Source organism: Desulfovibrio sp. JC022, from assembly GCF_010470665.1.
Lineage (GTDB): Bacteria > Desulfobacterota > Desulfovibrionia > Desulfovibrionales > Desulfovibrionaceae > Maridesulfovibrio.
Genome location: NZ_VOPZ01000004.1, coordinates 221,842 through 239,101, shown reverse-complemented (window position 1 = coordinate 239,101; position 17,260 = coordinate 221,842). Strand labels below are relative to the sequence as shown.

Annotated in this window: 14 protein-coding genes; 10 read left to right on the top strand and 4 right to left on the bottom strand. The window is 48.2% G+C overall.

Annotation, left to right across the window (positions count from 1 at the left end; translation table 11 throughout):
* The first annotated feature begins 204 nt into the window (after nucleotides 1–204).
* From FMS18_RS08125 to FMS18_RS08085, 9 genes are all read left to right on the top strand, one after another.
* The gene (locus tag FMS18_RS08125; protein WP_163293276.1) at nucleotides 205–3,309 is read left to right on the top strand and encodes a UvrD-helicase domain-containing protein; all 3,105 of its coding nucleotides are present in this window, start codon (nucleotides 205–207) and stop codon (nucleotides 3,307–3,309) included.
* A gap of 339 nt (nucleotides 3,310–3,648) precedes the next feature.
* Nucleotides 3,649–4,410: a cobamide remodeling phosphodiesterase CbiR gene (gene cbiR / locus FMS18_RS08120; protein ID WP_163293274.1), complete on the top strand. Its 762-nt coding sequence runs from the start codon at nucleotides 3,649–3,651 to the stop codon at nucleotides 4,408–4,410.
* Nucleotides 4,411–4,510: 100 nt separating this feature from the next.
* Nucleotides 4,511–5,017: a bifunctional adenosylcobinamide kinase/adenosylcobinamide-phosphate guanylyltransferase gene (locus FMS18_RS08115; protein WP_163293272.1), complete on the top strand. Its 507-nt coding sequence runs from the start codon at nucleotides 4,511–4,513 to the stop codon at nucleotides 5,015–5,017.
* Nucleotides 5,018–5,019: 2 nt separating this feature from the next.
* Nucleotides 5,020–6,012 (top strand): bifunctional oligoribonuclease/PAP phosphatase NrnA, encoded by a 993-nt coding sequence (locus tag FMS18_RS08110; protein ID WP_163293270.1) that lies wholly within the window; start codon nucleotides 5,020–5,022, stop codon nucleotides 6,010–6,012.
* A gap of 49 nt (nucleotides 6,013–6,061) precedes the next feature.
* The gene (polA, locus tag FMS18_RS08105) at nucleotides 6,062–8,773 is read left to right on the top strand and encodes a DNA polymerase I (protein WP_163293268.1); all 2,712 of its coding nucleotides are present in this window, start codon (nucleotides 6,062–6,064) and stop codon (nucleotides 8,771–8,773) included.
* 68 nt (nucleotides 8,774–8,841) lie between these two features.
* Nucleotides 8,842–9,144 carry a DUF1844 domain-containing protein gene (locus tag FMS18_RS08100; protein WP_163293266.1) on the top strand — a complete coding sequence of 101 codons (303 nt, stop codon included), beginning with the start codon at nucleotides 8,842–8,844 and terminating at the stop codon, nucleotides 9,142–9,144.
* A gap of 119 nt (nucleotides 9,145–9,263) precedes the next feature.
* Nucleotides 9,264–10,316 carry an N-acetyl-gamma-glutamyl-phosphate reductase gene (gene argC, locus FMS18_RS08095; RefSeq protein WP_163293264.1) on the top strand — a complete coding sequence of 351 codons (1,053 nt, stop codon included), beginning with the start codon at nucleotides 9,264–9,266 and terminating at the stop codon, nucleotides 10,314–10,316.
* 102 nt (nucleotides 10,317–10,418) lie between these two features.
* A complete protein-coding gene (locus tag FMS18_RS08090; RefSeq protein WP_163293262.1) occupies nucleotides 10,419–11,687 on the top strand; it encodes an EAL and HDOD domain-containing protein in 1,269 nt (422 codons plus the stop codon).
* Between the two features lie 19 nt (nucleotides 11,688–11,706).
* Nucleotides 11,707–12,561: a protein-glutamate O-methyltransferase CheR gene (locus FMS18_RS08085; protein WP_368854154.1), complete on the top strand. Its 855-nt coding sequence runs from the start codon at nucleotides 11,707–11,709 to the stop codon at nucleotides 12,559–12,561.
* Between the two features lie 54 nt (nucleotides 12,562–12,615).
* On the opposite strand, the gene FMS18_RS08080 is transcribed toward FMS18_RS08085, so the two are convergent.
* The 3 genes from FMS18_RS08080 to FMS18_RS08070 form a co-directional block, all read right to left on the bottom strand.
* Nucleotides 12,616–12,993 (bottom strand): response regulator, encoded by a 378-nt coding sequence (locus FMS18_RS08080; RefSeq protein WP_163293260.1) that lies wholly within the window; start codon nucleotides 12,991–12,993, stop codon nucleotides 12,616–12,618.
* A 203-nt stretch (nucleotides 12,994–13,196) separates the two neighbouring features.
* A complete protein-coding gene (locus FMS18_RS08075; protein ID WP_163293258.1) occupies nucleotides 13,197–15,248 on the bottom strand; it encodes a ribonucleoside triphosphate reductase in 2,052 nt (683 codons plus the stop codon).
* Nucleotides 15,196–15,876, bottom strand: a complete 681-nt coding sequence (locus tag FMS18_RS08070; RefSeq protein ID WP_163293256.1) for an anaerobic ribonucleoside-triphosphate reductase activating protein — start codon at nucleotides 15,874–15,876, stop codon at nucleotides 15,196–15,198. Before FMS18_RS08070 ends, FMS18_RS08075 begins: the two co-directional genes overlap by 53 nt.
* 539 nt (nucleotides 15,877–16,415) lie before the next feature.
* Between FMS18_RS08070 and FMS18_RS08065 the strand changes: the two genes are divergently transcribed.
* Nucleotides 16,416–16,922 carry a hypothetical protein gene (locus FMS18_RS08065; protein ID WP_239060987.1) on the top strand — a complete coding sequence of 169 codons (507 nt, stop codon included), beginning with the start codon at nucleotides 16,416–16,418 and terminating at the stop codon, nucleotides 16,920–16,922.
* On the opposite strand, the gene FMS18_RS08060 is transcribed toward FMS18_RS08065, so the two are convergent.
* The gene (locus FMS18_RS08060) at nucleotides 16,888–17,190 is read right to left on the bottom strand and encodes a zinc-ribbon domain-containing protein (protein ID WP_163293254.1); all 303 of its coding nucleotides are present in this window, start codon (nucleotides 17,188–17,190) and stop codon (nucleotides 16,888–16,890) included. The two genes, FMS18_RS08065 and FMS18_RS08060, sit on opposite strands and share 35 nt — an antisense overlap.
* Nucleotides 17,191–17,260 lie beyond the last annotated feature (70 nt).

The window sequence follows — 17,260 nt, the reverse complement described above, 5'->3', positions numbered from 1 at the left end:
GCATCAAATTCAAGTTAAAATTCCCTATCAAAGTGGGGACCGCCTTGCAATATATTGAGGCTGCATGTAGTGTCCTTCGTAAGCCTTAAAAGGGTTGTGATGATTCGATGATGATATGATAACATCCAGCTTTTACAGTTGGTTATGCTGTTTAAAAAGATAAGTTGATCAATAAGTGATCACGACGGGGAAGAACGGTAGACCATGGAAAGATTTATAGCCGACCTGCATATCCATTCCAGATTTTCACGTGCCACCAGCAAAGCATTGAACCCGCGCCTTCTGGCTGCGTGGGCAAGGGTTAAGGGCATAGATGTCATCGGCACCGGGGACTTTACCCATCCCGAATGGGTGGCCGAGATCGAAGAGCAATTGGTGGAGGACGGCTCCGGGCTTCTTTCTCTGCGAGACCCTAAAGGGCTGGAAGAATCCATCGACTGGGTGGAAGGGCCATTTGCCGGGCAGACCCGATTCATGCTCCAGACCGAAATCAGCTCCATCTACAAAAAATACGGCAAAACCCGCAAAGTTCATAATCTGGTCTATATGCCCGACCTTGAGTCGGTGAAGAAATTTAACGCCAAGCTGGACACCATCGGCAACCTCAATTCAGACGGCCGCCCCATCCTCGGTCTGGACAGCAAAGACCTTCTTGAAATTGTCCTTGAAACCCACGACAAAGCTTTTCTCATCCCCGCCCATATCTGGACCCCGTGGTTCTCACTTTTCGGTGCTAAGTCCGGCTTCGATACGGTGGAAGAATGCTATGGCGATCTGGCTTCAGAAATATTCGCCATGGAAACCGGACTTTCTTCAGACCCGGAAATGAACTGGTTTATTTCCGCGCTGGATAAGTACCGCATGGTTTCCAATTCTGATGCCCATTCCGGTGAAAATCTGGGCCGCGAAGCAAATATTTTCAGTGGCGATATGTCCTATGAGGGCATTTACCGAGCTTTGCGCGGCGAAGGACTGGGCCATAAATTTATGGGCACCATTGAATTTTTTCCGGAAGAGGGCAAATACTACATGGACGGGCACCGTAAGTGCGGAATTATGCTTGATCCCCATGAATCTAAGATACGCGGCGGGGTCTGTCCGGTCTGCGGTAAACCTTTGACCATGGGCGTTTATTCAAGGGTTATGGAGCTTGCCGACCGTGAAGAAGCGCAGCAACCCAAAGGACAGCCGGGGTTTGATTCGCTGGTGCCGCTCAAGGAAATTATTTCCGAGGTTGTGGGTACCGGACCCAAGACAAAGAAAGTGCTCGGCGTTTATGCTCCGCTGATTAAAGAGTTCGGTTCTGAATTTTCCATCTTGCAGCAGGTCCCGGTCGAGGACCTCAAGCGGCACAATGTACATCTTGCCGAGGGCATCCGTCGTATGCGCGAAGGGCAGGTCATCCGTAATCCCGGTTTTGACGGGCAGTATGGAACCATTTCCGTCTTTTCCGCTCAGGAACGTGATGAGATTGTCAACGGCGTGAAGCTGGTTGTAGTCCGCAAACCCAAGGGTGATCTTGACGATGCCAAGCCCGAAGCTGAAGTCCGCAAAACTTCCGAACCGGAAGAGGATTCCGGGATTGTGAAGTTCAACGAGGCTCAGAAGAAAGCAGTGGAAGCCGGGCCGGAACCGGTACTGGTCATTGCCGGACCGGGAACCGGTAAGACCCAGACCCTCATGGGCCGCATCAAGCACCTGCTGGAGCGGGGAACCCGTGCGCGGCGTATCCTTTCGTTGACGTTTACCCGCAAGGCCGCCGAGGAAATGAATGAGCGTATGCGCAATATGCTCGGTGAAGATGAAGTCCTGCCCCGTGCGGATACGCTGCATGCCCTTGCCCTTGAATACTGGGCCAATGCTTTTGATCATGATCCGATCATTCTTAATGAAGAAACCGCCCGCCGGGTTTTTGGACGGGCCAATCCTGAACTTAGCGGGGCTAAACTTAAGGCGGCATGGGAATCCATCAGCCTTGCCCGCGAAACCATGGCATCCTTGAGCGAAGGGCCGGCTGAAATTTTAACCAATTATACCCGCCAGAAAGACCAGTACAATCTGGTGGATTACACTGATTTGCTGGAATTTTGGCACTCGGAACTTAAATCCGATAAATATGTGCGCACATTCACCCATGTGCTGGTGGATGAGGTGCAGGACCTTTCTCCTTTGCAGCTGGCAATAGTTCAGCGACTTGTGGGAGATGACGGGGAAGGGCTGTTTGCCATCGGCGACCCGGACCAGTCCATTTACGGATTTCGCGGTGCCGCCGGGAATGTTGCCAATAGATTCCGTGCGTTCTGGGAAAATTTGATCCAGATAAACCTTGAGGATAATTATCGTTCGGCGCAGGGCGTGCTGGAAGCTTCCGCCTCGGTGCTGGAGAACCCGCCTCAGCTTAAGGCTCATAGGAATTATGAAGCAGAGATTCAACTTTTTTCGGCCCCGGACAGCAATCGCGAGGCTTCTTGGATCGGAGAACGTGTTAAACAGCTTATCGGTGCCACCAGTCACAGTCTGGTGGATGCCGGAGAAGTCGGCACCTTAAGTCCCGGTGATATTGCGGTACTGGTTCGTTTTAAGGCATTGATCGGCCCCATCGAGGCTATGCTCAAGCGGCAGGGCATCCCTTGCAGCGTACCTGAAACAGAGAGTTTCTGGCACGATTCGCGGGTGGAAATACTTTTGGCTGCTGCACGCAGAATGCTCGGATTTGCTGAGGATGCAGATGATGAAGTGCCGGAGGTTCCTGAGAAGGTTATTGCCCGTGGGCCGCTGGGCCTTTCCGCTTACCTGACCGACATGCCGCCTTTTGACCAGCTTTTCTGGGAGAGCAAACCTTTCCGGGATATGGTCAAGGGATACAAGGAACATGGCGGCTGGTCCGGTCTGCTCAACTGGATTCATATGCAGAATGATCTTGATCAGGTACGTAATAAAGCTGAGAAGGTGCGTATTATGTCCATGCATGCCGCAAAAGGACTTGAGTTCGAGGCTGTCTTTCTGGCCGGGCTTGATGATGGAATTGTGCCCTTTGCCGGACCGGATATCCTGACCGGGAAGATTTCCGGTGACGGTCCGCTGGTGCCGGAGGATACCGAAGAAGAACGCAGGTTGCTTTATGTGGGTATGACTCGGGCCAAGAAAAATCTTTACATGTCCCATGCGGCCAAAAGGCCTTTATATGGGCGGACCCTGATGTTGCCTGTTTCTCGTTTTTTGAAGAATCTTCCGGAAGGGGTGAAGAAGTCAGCGATGGTTGCACGCAAGGTTCAGAAGGAAAAGAAAATCAGCCTGCTTGATATGTAGGCTTTGCTTTTCGCTTCGTGCATATGAACAAGGATGGATGAAGGTTTTTATAATTACAGCAGAAAAACCTTGTATACTACCTTCTCATAAACCATTGACATTCTTCGTGCAGCCAACGCGCTTAAACCTGCGCCTCTGAGTCTACAGAAGATGTGCAACGGGTTGAAGTGGTGTTGGAAAAAATTCCTGACCCGTTTCATTTTTCTTTCTCCCGACATAATTGAATATGCTTTAATTTAAGCAATACTTATGCCGTGTATAAAAAGGACTTGCGCTCCAGTGTGTTGACTCAGTGAGCGGGTTACAGATTATAGATTTAATAGATGCAGGGCGGCAAAAATGTCCAGATTTTTGAATAATTTTGATTTTGTTTTTCAATTGGCAGCACCTTCATGGGTTATTCCCGGCACTGTTGCTGAGAACTGCCGTTTTCTGGCAGGCAAGGTAGATGAAGTCGCTTTGCTGTTTTTTGAAACAAAATCCTGCCTTGACTACACTGAGGCTGACCTGCCGCTTGATCTGGCGGATTGCGGGCTGTCCTTTCATATTCACCATCCGCTGGATCTGCCTTGGGACGAAGGCGGGGAGCGGGTGGCTGAGATCGTATTGGCCTTAAACTCCAAAGCTGCACATCTTAAACCTGTTGCCCATGTTATTCATCCCCCTGCTGCCGGACTTGAAGCCGCAGGGCAGATCCGCGATTTTGCAGCCGTTATTTCCCGAAGTTCGATAAAGCCTGGAACGGTTCTTTTTGAGAATATCAAGGAAAATTCATTGATCGGTCTGACCGGGGTCATAGCCGATTGCGGTATGAAAATATGCCTTGATCTAGGGCACATACTGGCTTACGCACAGGACGACCTTTTGCGTGAGTCCGGTATTGAGGGGCATGTTGGCATGTTGCATCTCAATGCGCCGGGTAAAGGCGGAAAGCATTTAGGACTTGAATATCTCGATAGCAACGGACTGGAAACTTTAGGTATTTTACTTGATTTGCTTGGAAAAGACGGTGTTGTGACTGTTGAGGTCTTTGAGGAAAAATCCTTTTTTAACTCACTGCAATTATTGAGTGATTATTGTATTGCAAGAAAAATAAAGTAAAACCTTGTGAAATTTTTCTTGTGGTTGCAGTCTTTGCTGGAAATAGAGTACGTAAAGATAGTTTTCCCGTTCTTATGTATTCATGTACCAAGGAGAAAGCTTGATTACATTTGTGCTGGGGGGCAATAAGTCGGGAAAATCAGACTACGCCCTCGACCTGTTTGCAGAATATTCCGGCCGTAAATGTTTCATAGCCACCGGAAAAGCCCGTGACATGGCTTTTCGGCAGCAGATTATGGATCATCGGCTGGAGCGTGACCCGTCCATTCCGGTTCTTGAAGCCGGAGCGGACTTGCGTCAGGTGCTTAACAGGGCTAGAGAAGAATACGACCACCTGCTGGTGGACAGTTTGGATTTTTGGCTGTTTTCCTGTTCCGAAATTGCGGACGGGGAGCAGTCTATCGGGGAGGTTGTCCGGCTTTTATCTGAATGGAAAGGGCCGGATGTTGTTTTGGTGTCATGTGAGGTGGGGCTCGGCCCGGTGGCAATGACACGTGAAGTCCGCAGTTTTGTTCGCAGGCTCGGATCACTCAACCGTACAATGGCCGCAATTGCAGATGAAGTTTATCTTGTGGCCGCAGGGTTGCCCCTGACCCTGAAGAAGTAACTATGGCTTATTTTAAACAGCTTGAAGATCAGCTTCAGGATTTGCTCGCCCTTTGTAATAAGGAAGAGCGCTGGCTTGTGGTGGTCAATGCCGACCCGGATTCCCTTGCTTCGGCAATGGCCTTTAAACGCATAATCGGACGCAGGGTCGCTGAGGTGGGGATTGCCCACATCAACGAGGTCAAGCGTCTTGATAACCTTGCCATGATGCATTACCTGCGTATTCCGGCCCAGAGGATGATTCCTACCCTTGTGGCTCAATATGACAGGTTCGCGATTCTGGATTCCCAACCGCATCATCATCCCGATTTTGAGGGATTGAAATTTTCCGTGATTATCGATCATCATCCCCTGCCGGAGGAGCCATACCCCCATGCGGAGTATGTGGACATCCGTCCAAAATATGCTGCCAACTGCACCATGATGACCGAATATCTTTACAACCTGAATATCCGTCCGGCCAAACTGCTGGCTACCGCACTTCTGTACGGTATCAAAACCGATACCCAGAGCTTTGAGCGTCCCTTTATTGACGATGACGTCAAGGCATTCAGATACTTGACTAAATATGCGGATATGGATCTCATCAAGCGCATCACCCGCAGTGAAATACATCCTGACTGGCTGCGCTATTTTTCCCGCGCTTTCTACAATCTGCGCCGCATCGGGCCCGGTCTTTTTTCCCATATCGGTAAGGTGGAGAATCCGGATACACTGGTCATCCTCGCTGATTTCCTCATGCGTGTGCACGGGGTCTCATGGGACGTTGTTTCCGGTATCTATGAAGATACTCTTGTAGTCATTTTCCGTGGTGACGGCATGCGCAAGGATATGGGCAAGATGGCAGCCAAGCTTTTCAATGAGATCGGTTCCGCAGGCGGGCACAAAGCTGCTGCACGGGCTGAGATCAAGCTGGAAGCCCTTGAAGACGCCGATCCTGAATCCTTTGTGCTTAAGAAACTGACCAAGGGCAAAAAAATCGTAAAGCGCATCTGATCTTTTTCTCATACAAAACAATCGCAGGGTCTGAACCCGAAGGCATATAATGGCACTTAGAGATAAATTGAATTTTGACGACGATCCCCTGTACCTGATTGACGGTTCAGCCTTTTTCTACCGTGGTTTTCATGCTTACCCGGACCTTAAGCGTTCTGACGGAGTGCCTACCAATGCTTTGTTTTTTGTGTTGCGTACTTTACTTAAGGTTATAAAAGAGGAAAAACCCAAATATCTGGTTTTTATGCTCGACGGAAAAGGCAAGAACTTTCGCCATGAGCTTTATGACCAGTACAAGGCCCAGCGTCCGCCCATGCCGGATGACCTACGCTCCCAGATAGAGCCGCTCAAGGAAGCCCTTAACGTTCTTGGTGTGCCGCTTATCGTATCCGAAGGCGAAGAGGCTGACGATTGCATTGCCTCCCTTGCTGCTCGTTACAAGTCCGAACGTCCGGTGGTTATTCTCGGTGCGGATAAGGACCTTAAGCAGTGCCTTGATGAAAATGTTTTCATGTGGGATCCGGCCGGGAAGAAGGAAAAGATCACTTCCCTTGCTGATTTTCGTGAAGATACCAAGATGGAGCCGGAACAGTGGGCTGATTTTCAGGCATTGGTTGGTGACTCAGCGGATAACATTCCCGGTGTTCCGGGCGTTGGTAAGGTGACCGCCACTAAGATTATGGCTGAGTTTCCCACTCTTGAAGAAATTCGCGATAATTATGACAAGCTTAAGCCAGCCATTCAGAAGAAGATGAAGGATGAGCTGGAAAATATTTTTGTTTACCGCCAACTGACCCGCATGCGTCTGGATAGCTGTGCTAATTGTGATATTGCCCAGTGCACACTGCGTGATGTTGATGCGGATCGTGCAGCAGAATTTATGTCCACCTACGAATTTCGTTCGCTGGTGCGTGACGTGAAGGCTTTGTTTAACGCTTCCGGTGCTCCGGCTCCTGCTGGCAGTTCTAAGAAAGGGGCTTCCGGTCAGGCTTCCCTGTTCGGTGAGGAAGCTTCTGCTCCTGCTGCCAAGTCCAAGAAATCAGCATCCGGTGGCGGACAGTTTTCCCTGTTCGGCGAAGATACCCCGGCTCCGGCGGCTCCAGAGAATCGGATTGAACTTCAGAAAGTTACTTCTGGTGCTGAATTGCCTGATTTCACCGATAAAGAAGTCGGTCTGGTTCGCGAAGGCAATATCTTTTTTATCGGTCTGGATGGTCAGGAGTGGATGTGCAAGGTCACAGCTGAGGAGCTTGCCGGTGGACTGCAATCAGCAAAGACTATTGTTGTTGCTGATGTGAAATCCTTTCTGCGTGCTGACGAGGCCTGGTCTGAAATTCAGCTTTCCCGCTGGTTTGATTTAAGCCTTGCCGCCTATCTGCTTAACCCTGAAGAACGCAATTACGGCTGGGACCGTATGCGGGCTATGCTTTTTGCCGGGGACGAACTGCCTGACGCAGTGGATGAAGTCCATCCTGATGCACAGGGGCTGGCTGCACTGGCTCTCATGCATGTGCTTGGGCCGCGTGTAAAATCCGCAGGGCTTGATGAACTTACCGCAAATCTTGAAATACCGTTGATCCCCGTGCTTGCGGAGATGGAAAAGGCCGGGATCACTATTGATCTTGCTGCATTTGCAGATTTTCTTACTGAGGTTAGCGAACGTATTAACGAGCTTACCCGGACTATTCATGATCGGGCCGGGGAGCCGTTTAATATCCGTTCCAGTCAGCAGATGGCGACAGTGCTTTTCGATACCCTCGGTCTCAAACCCGGTGGCAAAACTCCCAAGGGCGCGCTTTCAACCGCCAACTCTGTGCTTGAAAAGCTTTCCGGGCAGCATGAAATCATCACCGATATTCTTGAATACCGGAAGATGGAGAAACTGCGCTCCACCTATCTTGAACCTATGCCCAAGCTGGTTAATTCCGACGGGCGGATTCATACAAATTTCAATCAGCTGGCAACAGCAACCGGGCGTCTTTCCAGTTCCGGTCCCAACTTGCAGAACATCCCCATTCGTGGCGATCAGGGCAAGCGCATGCGGGCCTGTTTTACTGCCGGGCAAGGCTTGCGCTTAGCGGCAGCGGATTACTCGCAGGTAGAGCTGCGTGTGCTGGCTCATTTTTCCGGGGACCCGGCCCTTGTCTCTGCATTTGAGCAGGACGAGGATATCCACTCCCGCACAGCTGCTCTGCTTTTTGACCGTGACCCGGCGGATGTGACCTCTGATGAGAGGCGTAATGCCAAGACGATCAATTTCGGTCTGATTTACGGCATGGGACCGCAGAAGCTTTCCCGTGAACTTGGCATTAAGATTAACGAGGCCAAGGAATTTATTGCCAGATATTTTGAAAAGCTGGATGTACTCAAAGATTTTTATGATTCCGTGGTGGAGCAGGGGCGCGAAAAAGGTTATGTCACCACCCTTTCCGGGCGTAGACGTCTTTTGCCTGAGTTGCATTCCACCAGTCAGCAGGTACTTTCACAGGCCCGCAGGCAGGCTATCAACACTGTAATTCAGGGCAGTGCTGCCGACATCATCAAAATGGCTATGATCAAAGTAGCTGATAATGCAGAAATCAAACATCTTGGCGGCAGGTTGATCCTGCAAATTCATGATGAACTTTTAGTGGAAGGCCCGGAAGAGAATATCGAAGAAATAGGTAAGCTCCTGCAAAATGATATGCAGACCGTAACTAGTTTAACTGTGCCGCTCAAAGTAGATCTCGGTTTAGGGCGCAACTGGGCTCAGGCGCATTAATTTTTTAAACACTTGAATCTTGCGGATAATGTTTTTAGAATCCGGCAGATTATTTAAGGAGTTTAGTTATGTCTGACGATAAAAAATGCGGTTGCGGCAGTGAATATGCCAAGGATATGCCTATCCCAGAGGTTAATTTTTCTACTTTTGTCATGTCCATGAGTTCTTCTGCCATGGTTCATCTCGGAGAAGTGGCTGATCCTTCCACAGGCAGAGTTGATTTTTCTCCGGTGCTTGCCAAGCAGTCTATCGATGTTCTGGCCGTGATTGAAGATAAGATCAAGAACGGAATGACCGAAGATGAAGAGCGGCTCCTTTGTGAACTGCTTTACAATCTGCGAATGAAATACGTGCAGAAGACCCAGAAATAGCTAGTCTTTTTCAACATTTCTTTTTGTGCCCCTGACCGGGCATATCTTTTAATACCGATCTTTCCGGGCGCGGTTTTCCGCGCCCTTTTGTTAAATATTTATTGCAAGGATGGATGATTATGAGTGCCGTAGCTGTAGGACTTGTGGGAGTAACCGGATACACTGGTATGGAGCTTACCCGTATTTTGAGCAACCATGACGGCATGAAGCTTGTCCGGGTTACCTCTCGTGCCGAAGCAGGTAAAAAACTCGCAGATATTTATCCTTTCCTTAACGGCATGGAACTGGGCGGTCTTGAAATTACCGCACCTGATGTTGATGATCTGGCTGAATCCTGTGATCTCGTTTTTCTTGCTGTGCCCCACAAGACCGCCATGAATATCGGCGGACAGCTTTACGATAAGAATATCAAAGTGGTGGACCTTAGTGCAGATTTCAGGATTCGTGACCGCGAGACCTATGAAGAATGGTATAAAGTTGACCATACTCGCGAGGATCTTCTCCCGGAAGCTGTTTACGGTTTGCCGGAATTTTATCGCGATCAGGTTAAAGGTGCCAAACTGGTTGCCAACCCCGGCTGCTACCCTACTTCCGTAATTGTCGGACTGACCCCGGCCTTGCGCGAAGGTCTGGTTGAAACGTCCGATATTGTTATTGATTCCAAATCCGGTACCAGCGGAGCAGGACGTAAGGCTGCCGTGGGAACTCTTTTTTGCGAAGTTGCTGATTCTTTCCGCGCTTACGGTCTGACCACTCACCGCCATACCCCGGAAATCGAGCAGGAGCTTGCCGTTGTTTCCGGCGAAGATATGACGGTATCCTTCAATACCCACCTGTTGCCCATTGACCGTGGTATCCTTTCCACCATTTATACCAAAATGAAATCGGGCGTGACTACTGAAGAAATTCGCGCAGCTTATGAAAAGGCTTACGGAAATGAAAAGATGATCCGTTTCCTGCCTGAAGGACAATTGCCGGAAACCCGCTGGGTGCGCGGAACCATGTTCTGTGATGTGGCTGTGGTTCCTGATGAAAGGACCGGAAGGCTGATTGTTGTTGCTGCCATTGATAACCTTTGCCGCGGGGCCTCCGGTCAGGCTGTAGCCAATGCCAACCTTATGCTTGGGTTTGATGAAACAAGAGGTCTGTCGCTTGCTCCCATGATGCCCTAGGCTGGAGTTTATAAATCACGTTGATTGATATTAACCTTTCGGTGAGGTATGTTATCTGTAATGGTTGGATAATTTTTTAACGAACTTTGGGGTGCGGGATTTATGAGTGAATGTGAGGATCTTTTTCTGGATTCTTTTTTTGTCGCCAAACAGCCTGTTTTTGATGCTGAGAAGTCTACTTGGGGGTACGAACTTCTTTTTCGTAATTCCGAAGGAAGTAATGTTGCTGAGATTGGAGATGAAGATGCAGCGACTTCTCAGGTTATTGCTGACGGGTTTGGGTTGATACAGGAAGATATTGATGAAGGGCAGCGTTTACTGATCAATTTTCCCAGAAATATGTTGTTGGAAGGAGCTGCTGATTTTCTGCCTCCGGAAGTTTGCGTGGTGGAGATTTTGGAGCATGTTCAACCTGAACCTGATGTTCTTGAAGTACTTAAGGGACTGAAGGAAAGGGGCTATGTGCTGGCCCTTGATGATTACATCGGACAGGAAGGCTTTGAGCCTTTTATTGAGTTGGCGGATATAGTCAAAGTCGATTGCCTTGATTTGAACCCTGATGAACTGGCTAATGTTGTAGGCAATCTCAAGCAATTGGACGTGAAGCTTCTGGCGGAAAAGGTCGAAGACAATGAAATGTTCAACCGTTGCCGGGAGTTGGGATTTGAATTGTTTCAGGGGTTCTTTTTCAGTCGTCCGGAGATAATTCCCGGTAAGAAGATTTCCACTAATAATATTAATCGCATGCAGCTGTTGAGCTCCATCAGTGGCGATGATTTTGAAGTTGACGATTTGACTCAGGCCATTAACTCTGATGTTTCAGTCAGCTATCGTCTGTTGAAATTTATGAATTCACCTACCTTTGGATTGCCCAACGAAATTAATTCCATCAAGCAGGCTATTGCTTTGATCGGATACAGGAAACTGGCAGGCTGGCTGCGTATGATTCTGCTCTCGGATATGAGTTCAGGTCCGGCGGGTAACGAGCTTGCTTTTCTGTCCATAAAAAGGGCCAAGTTTTTGGAGCTGGTATGTTTGGAAATTAAGCATTGTCCGCTTTCATCTGAATCAATGTTTATGTTGGGGCTGTTTTCCCTGCTTGATGTCCTGTTGGGCAGACCTATGGCAGAGCTAATGGAAGAACTGCCAGTAGAGAAAGATATTATACAGGCTTTGGTTGGTAAACGAAATACAGTTTCGTTATATCTTGATTTGGTTAAATGCCTTGAGAAGGCGGAATGGGATGACTTGGGGCGTTTGATTATGGGCAATAATCTTTCTTCTCTTGCAGTGGCAAGAAGTCATCTGGCTGCCATGCAGTGGGCAAATGAGATTGTCCTCATGGGGCAGGTGGGTACTGAATCTGAATAGGACCGGATGAGGGAATATTGTGAGCCGCGAAGAGTTAAAGCTGGATAAGAATGATTTTGAGCTGTTGCGTAAGCAAATTTATCGAATGTGTGGATTGACCATATCCGAAGGCAAGGAATATCTAATCCAGCATCGGTTTAAAGCATTGTATAAATCCCGCAACTGTCGTTCATGGGGTGAGTTTTATAAGCTTTTGGTGTCGGGTGACATTCATTTCAAGGAAGAGGCCATCTCAGCCATAAGTACCCACGAAACCAGTTTTTTTCGTGACAATCATCCATTTACTTCCATCAGGAATAAGGTTCTACCCGAACTTTTGAAGAATCGCAGGCCGGGTGGCAAGATTAAAATCTGGTGTGCTGCATCATCAACAGGACAAGAACCGTACTCCCTCTCCATGCTCATTCATGAATGGACCAGAACAGCTGGGGGAGGAAAGCTCTCTCCGGCTGATTTTTCTATAATGGCCACAGATATTTCCGGCCCGGTGATTGAGCGGGCCAAAGAAGGACTCTTCAGCAACCTTGAAAAATCAAGGGGATTACCGTCCGGTTATGATAAGTATTTTGAGAAGAACGGCAATAGCTGGCAAGTAGATTCCGCCGTTAAGTCCCTTGTTACTTTTAAGAAATTCAACTTGCTGGATTCCTTTCGCTCTTTGGGGCAATTTGATTTTGTCATGTGCCGCAATGTGCTGATTTATTTTGATGACCCTACAAAAATTGATATTGTTCACCGCATTCACGATATGTTGCCCGACAAAGGGTATCTTATGCTGGGGGCTACTGAGACATTGGCCGGGCATACGGACCGTTTTACCACCGAACACATGGGCGCGGTGATTCTTTACCGCAAGATGCGTGGGATAAAATAAAGCCGCCGACTCCCACTGGGAATCGGCGGCAATTCTCTTATCAGAAAAAATCCGTTAAATTTCGTACTTGGTGCCGAATAGGGTTCTTATTTTTTGGATGAACATATCCATGTCCGCAACTGGCTTGAGCAGTACGTTATCTGAAGAAATACCGTAGGCCCGGACATCCGGCGGAACTGCGTAATCCACTGACCCGGTATGGATGATGAAATCCATGTCCGGATGCAGTTCTTTCAAGTTAATGATGAGATCGTTACCGTGCATCACCGGGAGACGCATGTCTACAATGGCGATATCGGCATTGTCGGTTTTCATCAGAGTCAGGGCCTCTTCCGCACTTCCTACCGAGATTACATCCAGACCTTCGTCTTCAAGGTAATCAACCAGATTTTCCCTGACCATCTGCTCATCATCTACAACCAGAATTCGCATATATTCTCCATCCCATCTGTACTTGTTTGAGTATGAAGTCCAATAAAATCAATCTCAGACTTATCTCATTTTCATGGCTAAGCATAATGCAATGTATATTTATTGGCAATGAAAATGAGTGCAAAGTTGACTTTCATGCCCGAAATAAGAAAGGAGGTCTTTAAAAAAGACCTCCTTTCTGTTTTTATATGTGCGACAGGTAGTTAGCAGCAGAATGTGTTGTAGACCTGCCGGTCTTTATATTCTGCTTTCTTGCCTTCATTCCATTGTTTTACAGGGCGGTAGTAGCCCACAATTCGGGTGTAGACTTCCGATTCCGCGCCGCAGTCGGGGCAGGTATGGTGCTCACCTTGAATGTATCCGTGCTCTTTGCAGATGGAGAAGGTCGGAGTGATGGAGAGATAAGGAATTTTTGTGTTGCGGAAGGCCTTGATAATAAAACTTTTCAATGCATCAAGGTCCGTTGTTGATTCCCCGAGGAAGGTGTGGAAGACAGAACCGCCGGTGTACAGGGGCTGTAATTTGTTCTGGTGTGAGAGAGCCAGCACCACATCTTCAGAAACACCTACGGGCAGAGTTGTTGAGTTTGTGTAGTAGGGAATTCCATTACCTGAAGTCTGGATATCCGCATAAAGGGCTTTATCGATTTTTGCCAGGCGGTAGCTGGTTCCTTCAGCCGGGGTGGCTTCAAGGTTGTAGAGGCTGCCTGTTTCTTCCTGAAATTGGGAAGTCAGGTCGCGCAGGTGATTGAGAACCCGGGTCATGAGCCTTATGCCGGAAGGTGTTTCAATCCCTTTGCCCAGCAGGTTCAGACAGGCTTCATGTCCGCCCAGCAGTCCGATGGTGGAGAAATGACCTTTATAACCGTTCTTGAGGTAACGGTGGGACCACGGGAACATGCCGTTATCAAGGTTGGTCTGGATTAGTTTACGTTTGAATTCAAGAGAATTTTTGGCCTGAATGGCGTACTCTTCAATAAGATCAAGGAAATCCTCTTCACCCTGAGCAAGGTAAGCCAGTTTGGGCAGATTGAGGGTGACCACGCCGATGGACCCGGTCAGGTCTCCAGCTCCGAATAATCCGCCGACCTTGTTGCGCAGTTCGCGCAGGTCCATTTGCAGGCGGCAGCACATGGAACGCACGTCTTCGGGGTTGAGGTCTGAATTAATAAAATTCTGGAAATAGGGCACGCCGTATTTGGCTGTCAGGTCGAGCAGGGTTTTGCCGATCTGGGAGTCCCACGGGAAATCTTCGGTGACGTTGTAAGTGGGGATGGGGAAGGAGAAAATACGGTTATGCTGATCTCCGTTGACCATAACTTCAAGAAAGGAGCGGTTGATCATTTCCATTTCTTCGGCATATTCGCCGTAAGTGGTATCCTGAAGTTTACCGCCGATGATTACCGCTTCTTTAGCGATATGTTTGGGCGGAACAAGGTCGAATGAAAGGTTGGTGAACGGGCTTTGCCCGCCCCATCTGGATGTGGTGTTCAGGTTGAACACGAATTTCTGCATGGCCTGACGCACTTCCTCATAGGTAAGACCGTCATGGCGGATGAACGGAGCGAGGTAAGTGTCAACATTGTTGAATGCCTGTGCTCCTGCCCATTCATTTTGCAGGGTGCCGAGAAAGTTGACCATCTGTCCGAGGACGGCGTCGAAGTGCCTTGCCGGTCCGGCACAGGAACGGCCTTCAAGGTTGAAACCTTCTAAAAGCAGGTCACGCAGGGACCATCCGGCGCAGTAACCGGCCAGTCCATAAGAAAGATCATGAATATGGAAGTAGCCGTGTTCGTGGGCCTGCCTGATTTCTTCAGGATATTTTTCAAGGGCGTAACGGGCCTGAATGGTTCCGGAGAGATGAAGCATGAGTCCCTGAAAGGAGTGGGTCATGTTGGCATTTTCAGCCACACGCCAGTCACTTTTTTCCAGATATTCATCAATGGTTTCTTTGATGTCGAGATAGGCGTCTTTCTGGTTTCTCAGTCTGCGGCGGCTGTCACGATAAAGAATAAATTTTTTGGCTACAGAGTGCAGGCGGGAATCCATAAGCACTTCTTCGACCATATTCTGAACATGTTCCTGTTCAGGTATGTCTACGCCGTCAAGCTTCTGCTCGACTTTTCTGGCCATACGTTTGGCCATGAGCGGGTCTTTAATTCCGTTGGCACCTAGTGCTTTGAAAATGGCCTGTGCAATTCGCTCAGTCGACCAGGTCTCCAACCGGCCGTCTCGCTTCATTATCTGCGTGGGCATGATCTCTCCTTGGAGGAATGTAGTTCTGGATGGTCAGGTCAAAGCCATCCGGAAGATAACTCTTGGCAGTTTCGACATCTTCATCTGTAAGGATAGGTACCTTGGTCAGACGAAAATAGAAGGCTTTGGGGTTGGCCTCGGCAAGCTCGAAAATCCTTTCAAGGTTTTTCTGCGCCGCTTCAGCGGTAACGGCCTGCCCGGTGAGGGCAGGATACTTCTCATACGGTCCTTTAACATCAACGGCGAACATGTCCGCCAATCCCTGCTGAAGAATATCTTCCAGAATTTCAGGAAGCATCCCGTTGCTGTCCATTTTGATGGGCAGTTTGGAAACCTGCTGAATTTCGTAAAGAATTTCTCCGAGGTTAGGTACCGTTGTAGGCTCGCCACCAGTGATTGTGACCCCGTCAAGCCATTTTGCTCGGTTCCTTAGGAAAGATTTCATATCCTCTCTGGATAGAAGGGGCAGGCACTCCATATTCCACGCCATGTCGAAATTATGGCAGGTAGGGCAGTTCAGGTTACAACCGCCGAGGAAGAATACGCAGCTGGTCCGGCCCGGCCAGTCGCAAAGACTGAGCGGCTCAATACCGCGAAGATGATTCCATCCAGATGAGAGTTCGTTCATAGTGTTTGTTTGATGAATTGTATTTTGTTTTACAGAGAGTTTTTTCTTAGATTCAGTCTCATGCCCTATGACACAAGGGCTGAAACAGGTACGGGAAGAATACTAACTCAGGGTATGAGTTTTGTACAGGGGGTTGGATGAAAAATTGTTGTTACAGTGTCATATTTGGTGATTATTTGTGATTATTATGAAATATTTGAAAAATGAAAAAGTTTTCCACAGGTTCATAACCTTAAAAGAGGGCGGAAAAACAGGACTTTTTCTAAACTAAGTTTAGAAAAAAAACTTGTTTCCAAGGCTAGGAATGGGTTTTTGACAAGGGGTGGAAAATAGTAAGGAAGGTTGTGCGGTTGCACAAAATGATCAGTTCTTTTAGCATAGCAGTATGTGCTTTGGAAAGAACATTTCCAGTGAAATTAAAAATCATCGCGGGTGCTGTGTCCCTTTAAAAGGGTAAAGGTGATCCGCTTTCCGGCCGAAAAGTTATATGTCTGAAAATATAACCTTTCTTGTGAGGTTTTATGAGAAGTCTTTTGTTTATGCTTGTATTATTCGTTCTCAGTCATGTGCCTTCGCCTGCTCAGGCCAGAAGCATGGAGGAGGAACGGGCCATGTGTCTGACCAGAAGTGCTCTTGCCCGTTCCCAGTGCAAGGATCCCCATGAATTCAGCTACGTGGGGAAAAAAAGGGGAAATATTTATATTTTCAACTCTTTTTATGGAGCTAAGTATACTGATTTTTTCTGCAAAATTGAAAACGGAGATATTACCATCATCTCCCGGAATAAAAAATTCCGGCGCAGTGTGAAGTTTTATATTGATGAAAACGAGTGCGGGATTATTGAATATTATCCTGCATCATGCACTCGTCGCTCTGTGATCAAGTGCTGTTTCCCTAAGTCTGATAAGGAATTGAAGGCCGATAAAGAAATGGAATTCTGGCAGCGGTCCGTGCCTGATCTGCTGAAAGAGGATCAGGAAAACGCGCTAAAGGAGTTACAGAACAGGACAACTAAATCTTCCGAAACCAAGCCAGAAGAGCAATAGCCGGAGTCAGTCCGTAGAGGGGCCAGTATATCTGATTGTAGGTGAAAAAAATAACAGCACCGAGCAGGAATAGAGCGTAAACCCATGCCTCACCATGTTTGGAGAAACGGCGGTCTCTTTCCATCTTCAGGCGAAACATATCGCCTTGCTCCTGCTGGGAAATATTGGTTTCCAGACGTTTATGTCCGGATTGCAATTTGTGCCCGCACTTGGAACATACTTTTGCTGCGTTATTGTTTTTTTTGCCGCATTTGGTGCAAGTGATCATTAAGCTGAAATTCCTTTTATCGCTGTCTATGGGCGATAGTTTTATTGTAGGATTTTTATTTTTTTGACTG

Bases quoted from the DNA above. Each gene is read 5' to 3' on its own strand.
- FMS18_RS08075 (WP_163293258.1), bottom strand. From the start codon at position 15,248: ATGCCCACGCAGATAATGAAGCGAGACGGCCGGTTGGAGACCTGGTCG.
- FMS18_RS08070 (WP_163293256.1), bottom strand. From the start codon at position 15,876: ATGAACGAACTCTCATCTGGATGGAATCATCTTCGCGGTATTGAGCCG.
- FMS18_RS08100 (WP_163293266.1), top strand. From the start codon at position 8,842: ATGTCTGACGATAAAAAATGCGGTTGCGGCAGTGAATATGCCAAGGAT.
- FMS18_RS08110 (WP_163293270.1), top strand. From the start codon at position 5,020: ATGGCTTATTTTAAACAGCTTGAAGATCAGCTTCAGGATTTGCTCGCC.
- FMS18_RS08080 (WP_163293260.1), bottom strand. From the start codon at position 12,993: ATGCGAATTCTGGTTGTAGATGATGAGCAGATGGTCAGGGAAAATCTG.
- polA (WP_163293268.1), top strand. From the start codon at position 6,062: ATGGCACTTAGAGATAAATTGAATTTTGACGACGATCCCCTGTACCTG.
- cbiR (WP_163293274.1), top strand. From the start codon at position 3,649: ATGTCCAGATTTTTGAATAATTTTGATTTTGTTTTTCAATTGGCAGCA.
- FMS18_RS08065 (WP_239060987.1), top strand. From the start codon at position 16,416: ATGCTTGTATTATTCGTTCTCAGTCATGTGCCTTCGCCTGCTCAGGCC.
- FMS18_RS08090 (WP_163293262.1), top strand. From the start codon at position 10,419: ATGAGTGAATGTGAGGATCTTTTTCTGGATTCTTTTTTTGTCGCCAAA.
- FMS18_RS08125 (WP_163293276.1), top strand. From the start codon at position 205: ATGGAAAGATTTATAGCCGACCTGCATATCCATTCCAGATTTTCACGT.
- FMS18_RS08060 (WP_163293254.1), bottom strand. From the start codon at position 17,190: ATGATCACTTGCACCAAATGCGGCAAAAAAAACAATAACGCAGCAAAA.
- argC (WP_163293264.1), top strand. From the start codon at position 9,264: ATGAGTGCCGTAGCTGTAGGACTTGTGGGAGTAACCGGATACACTGGT.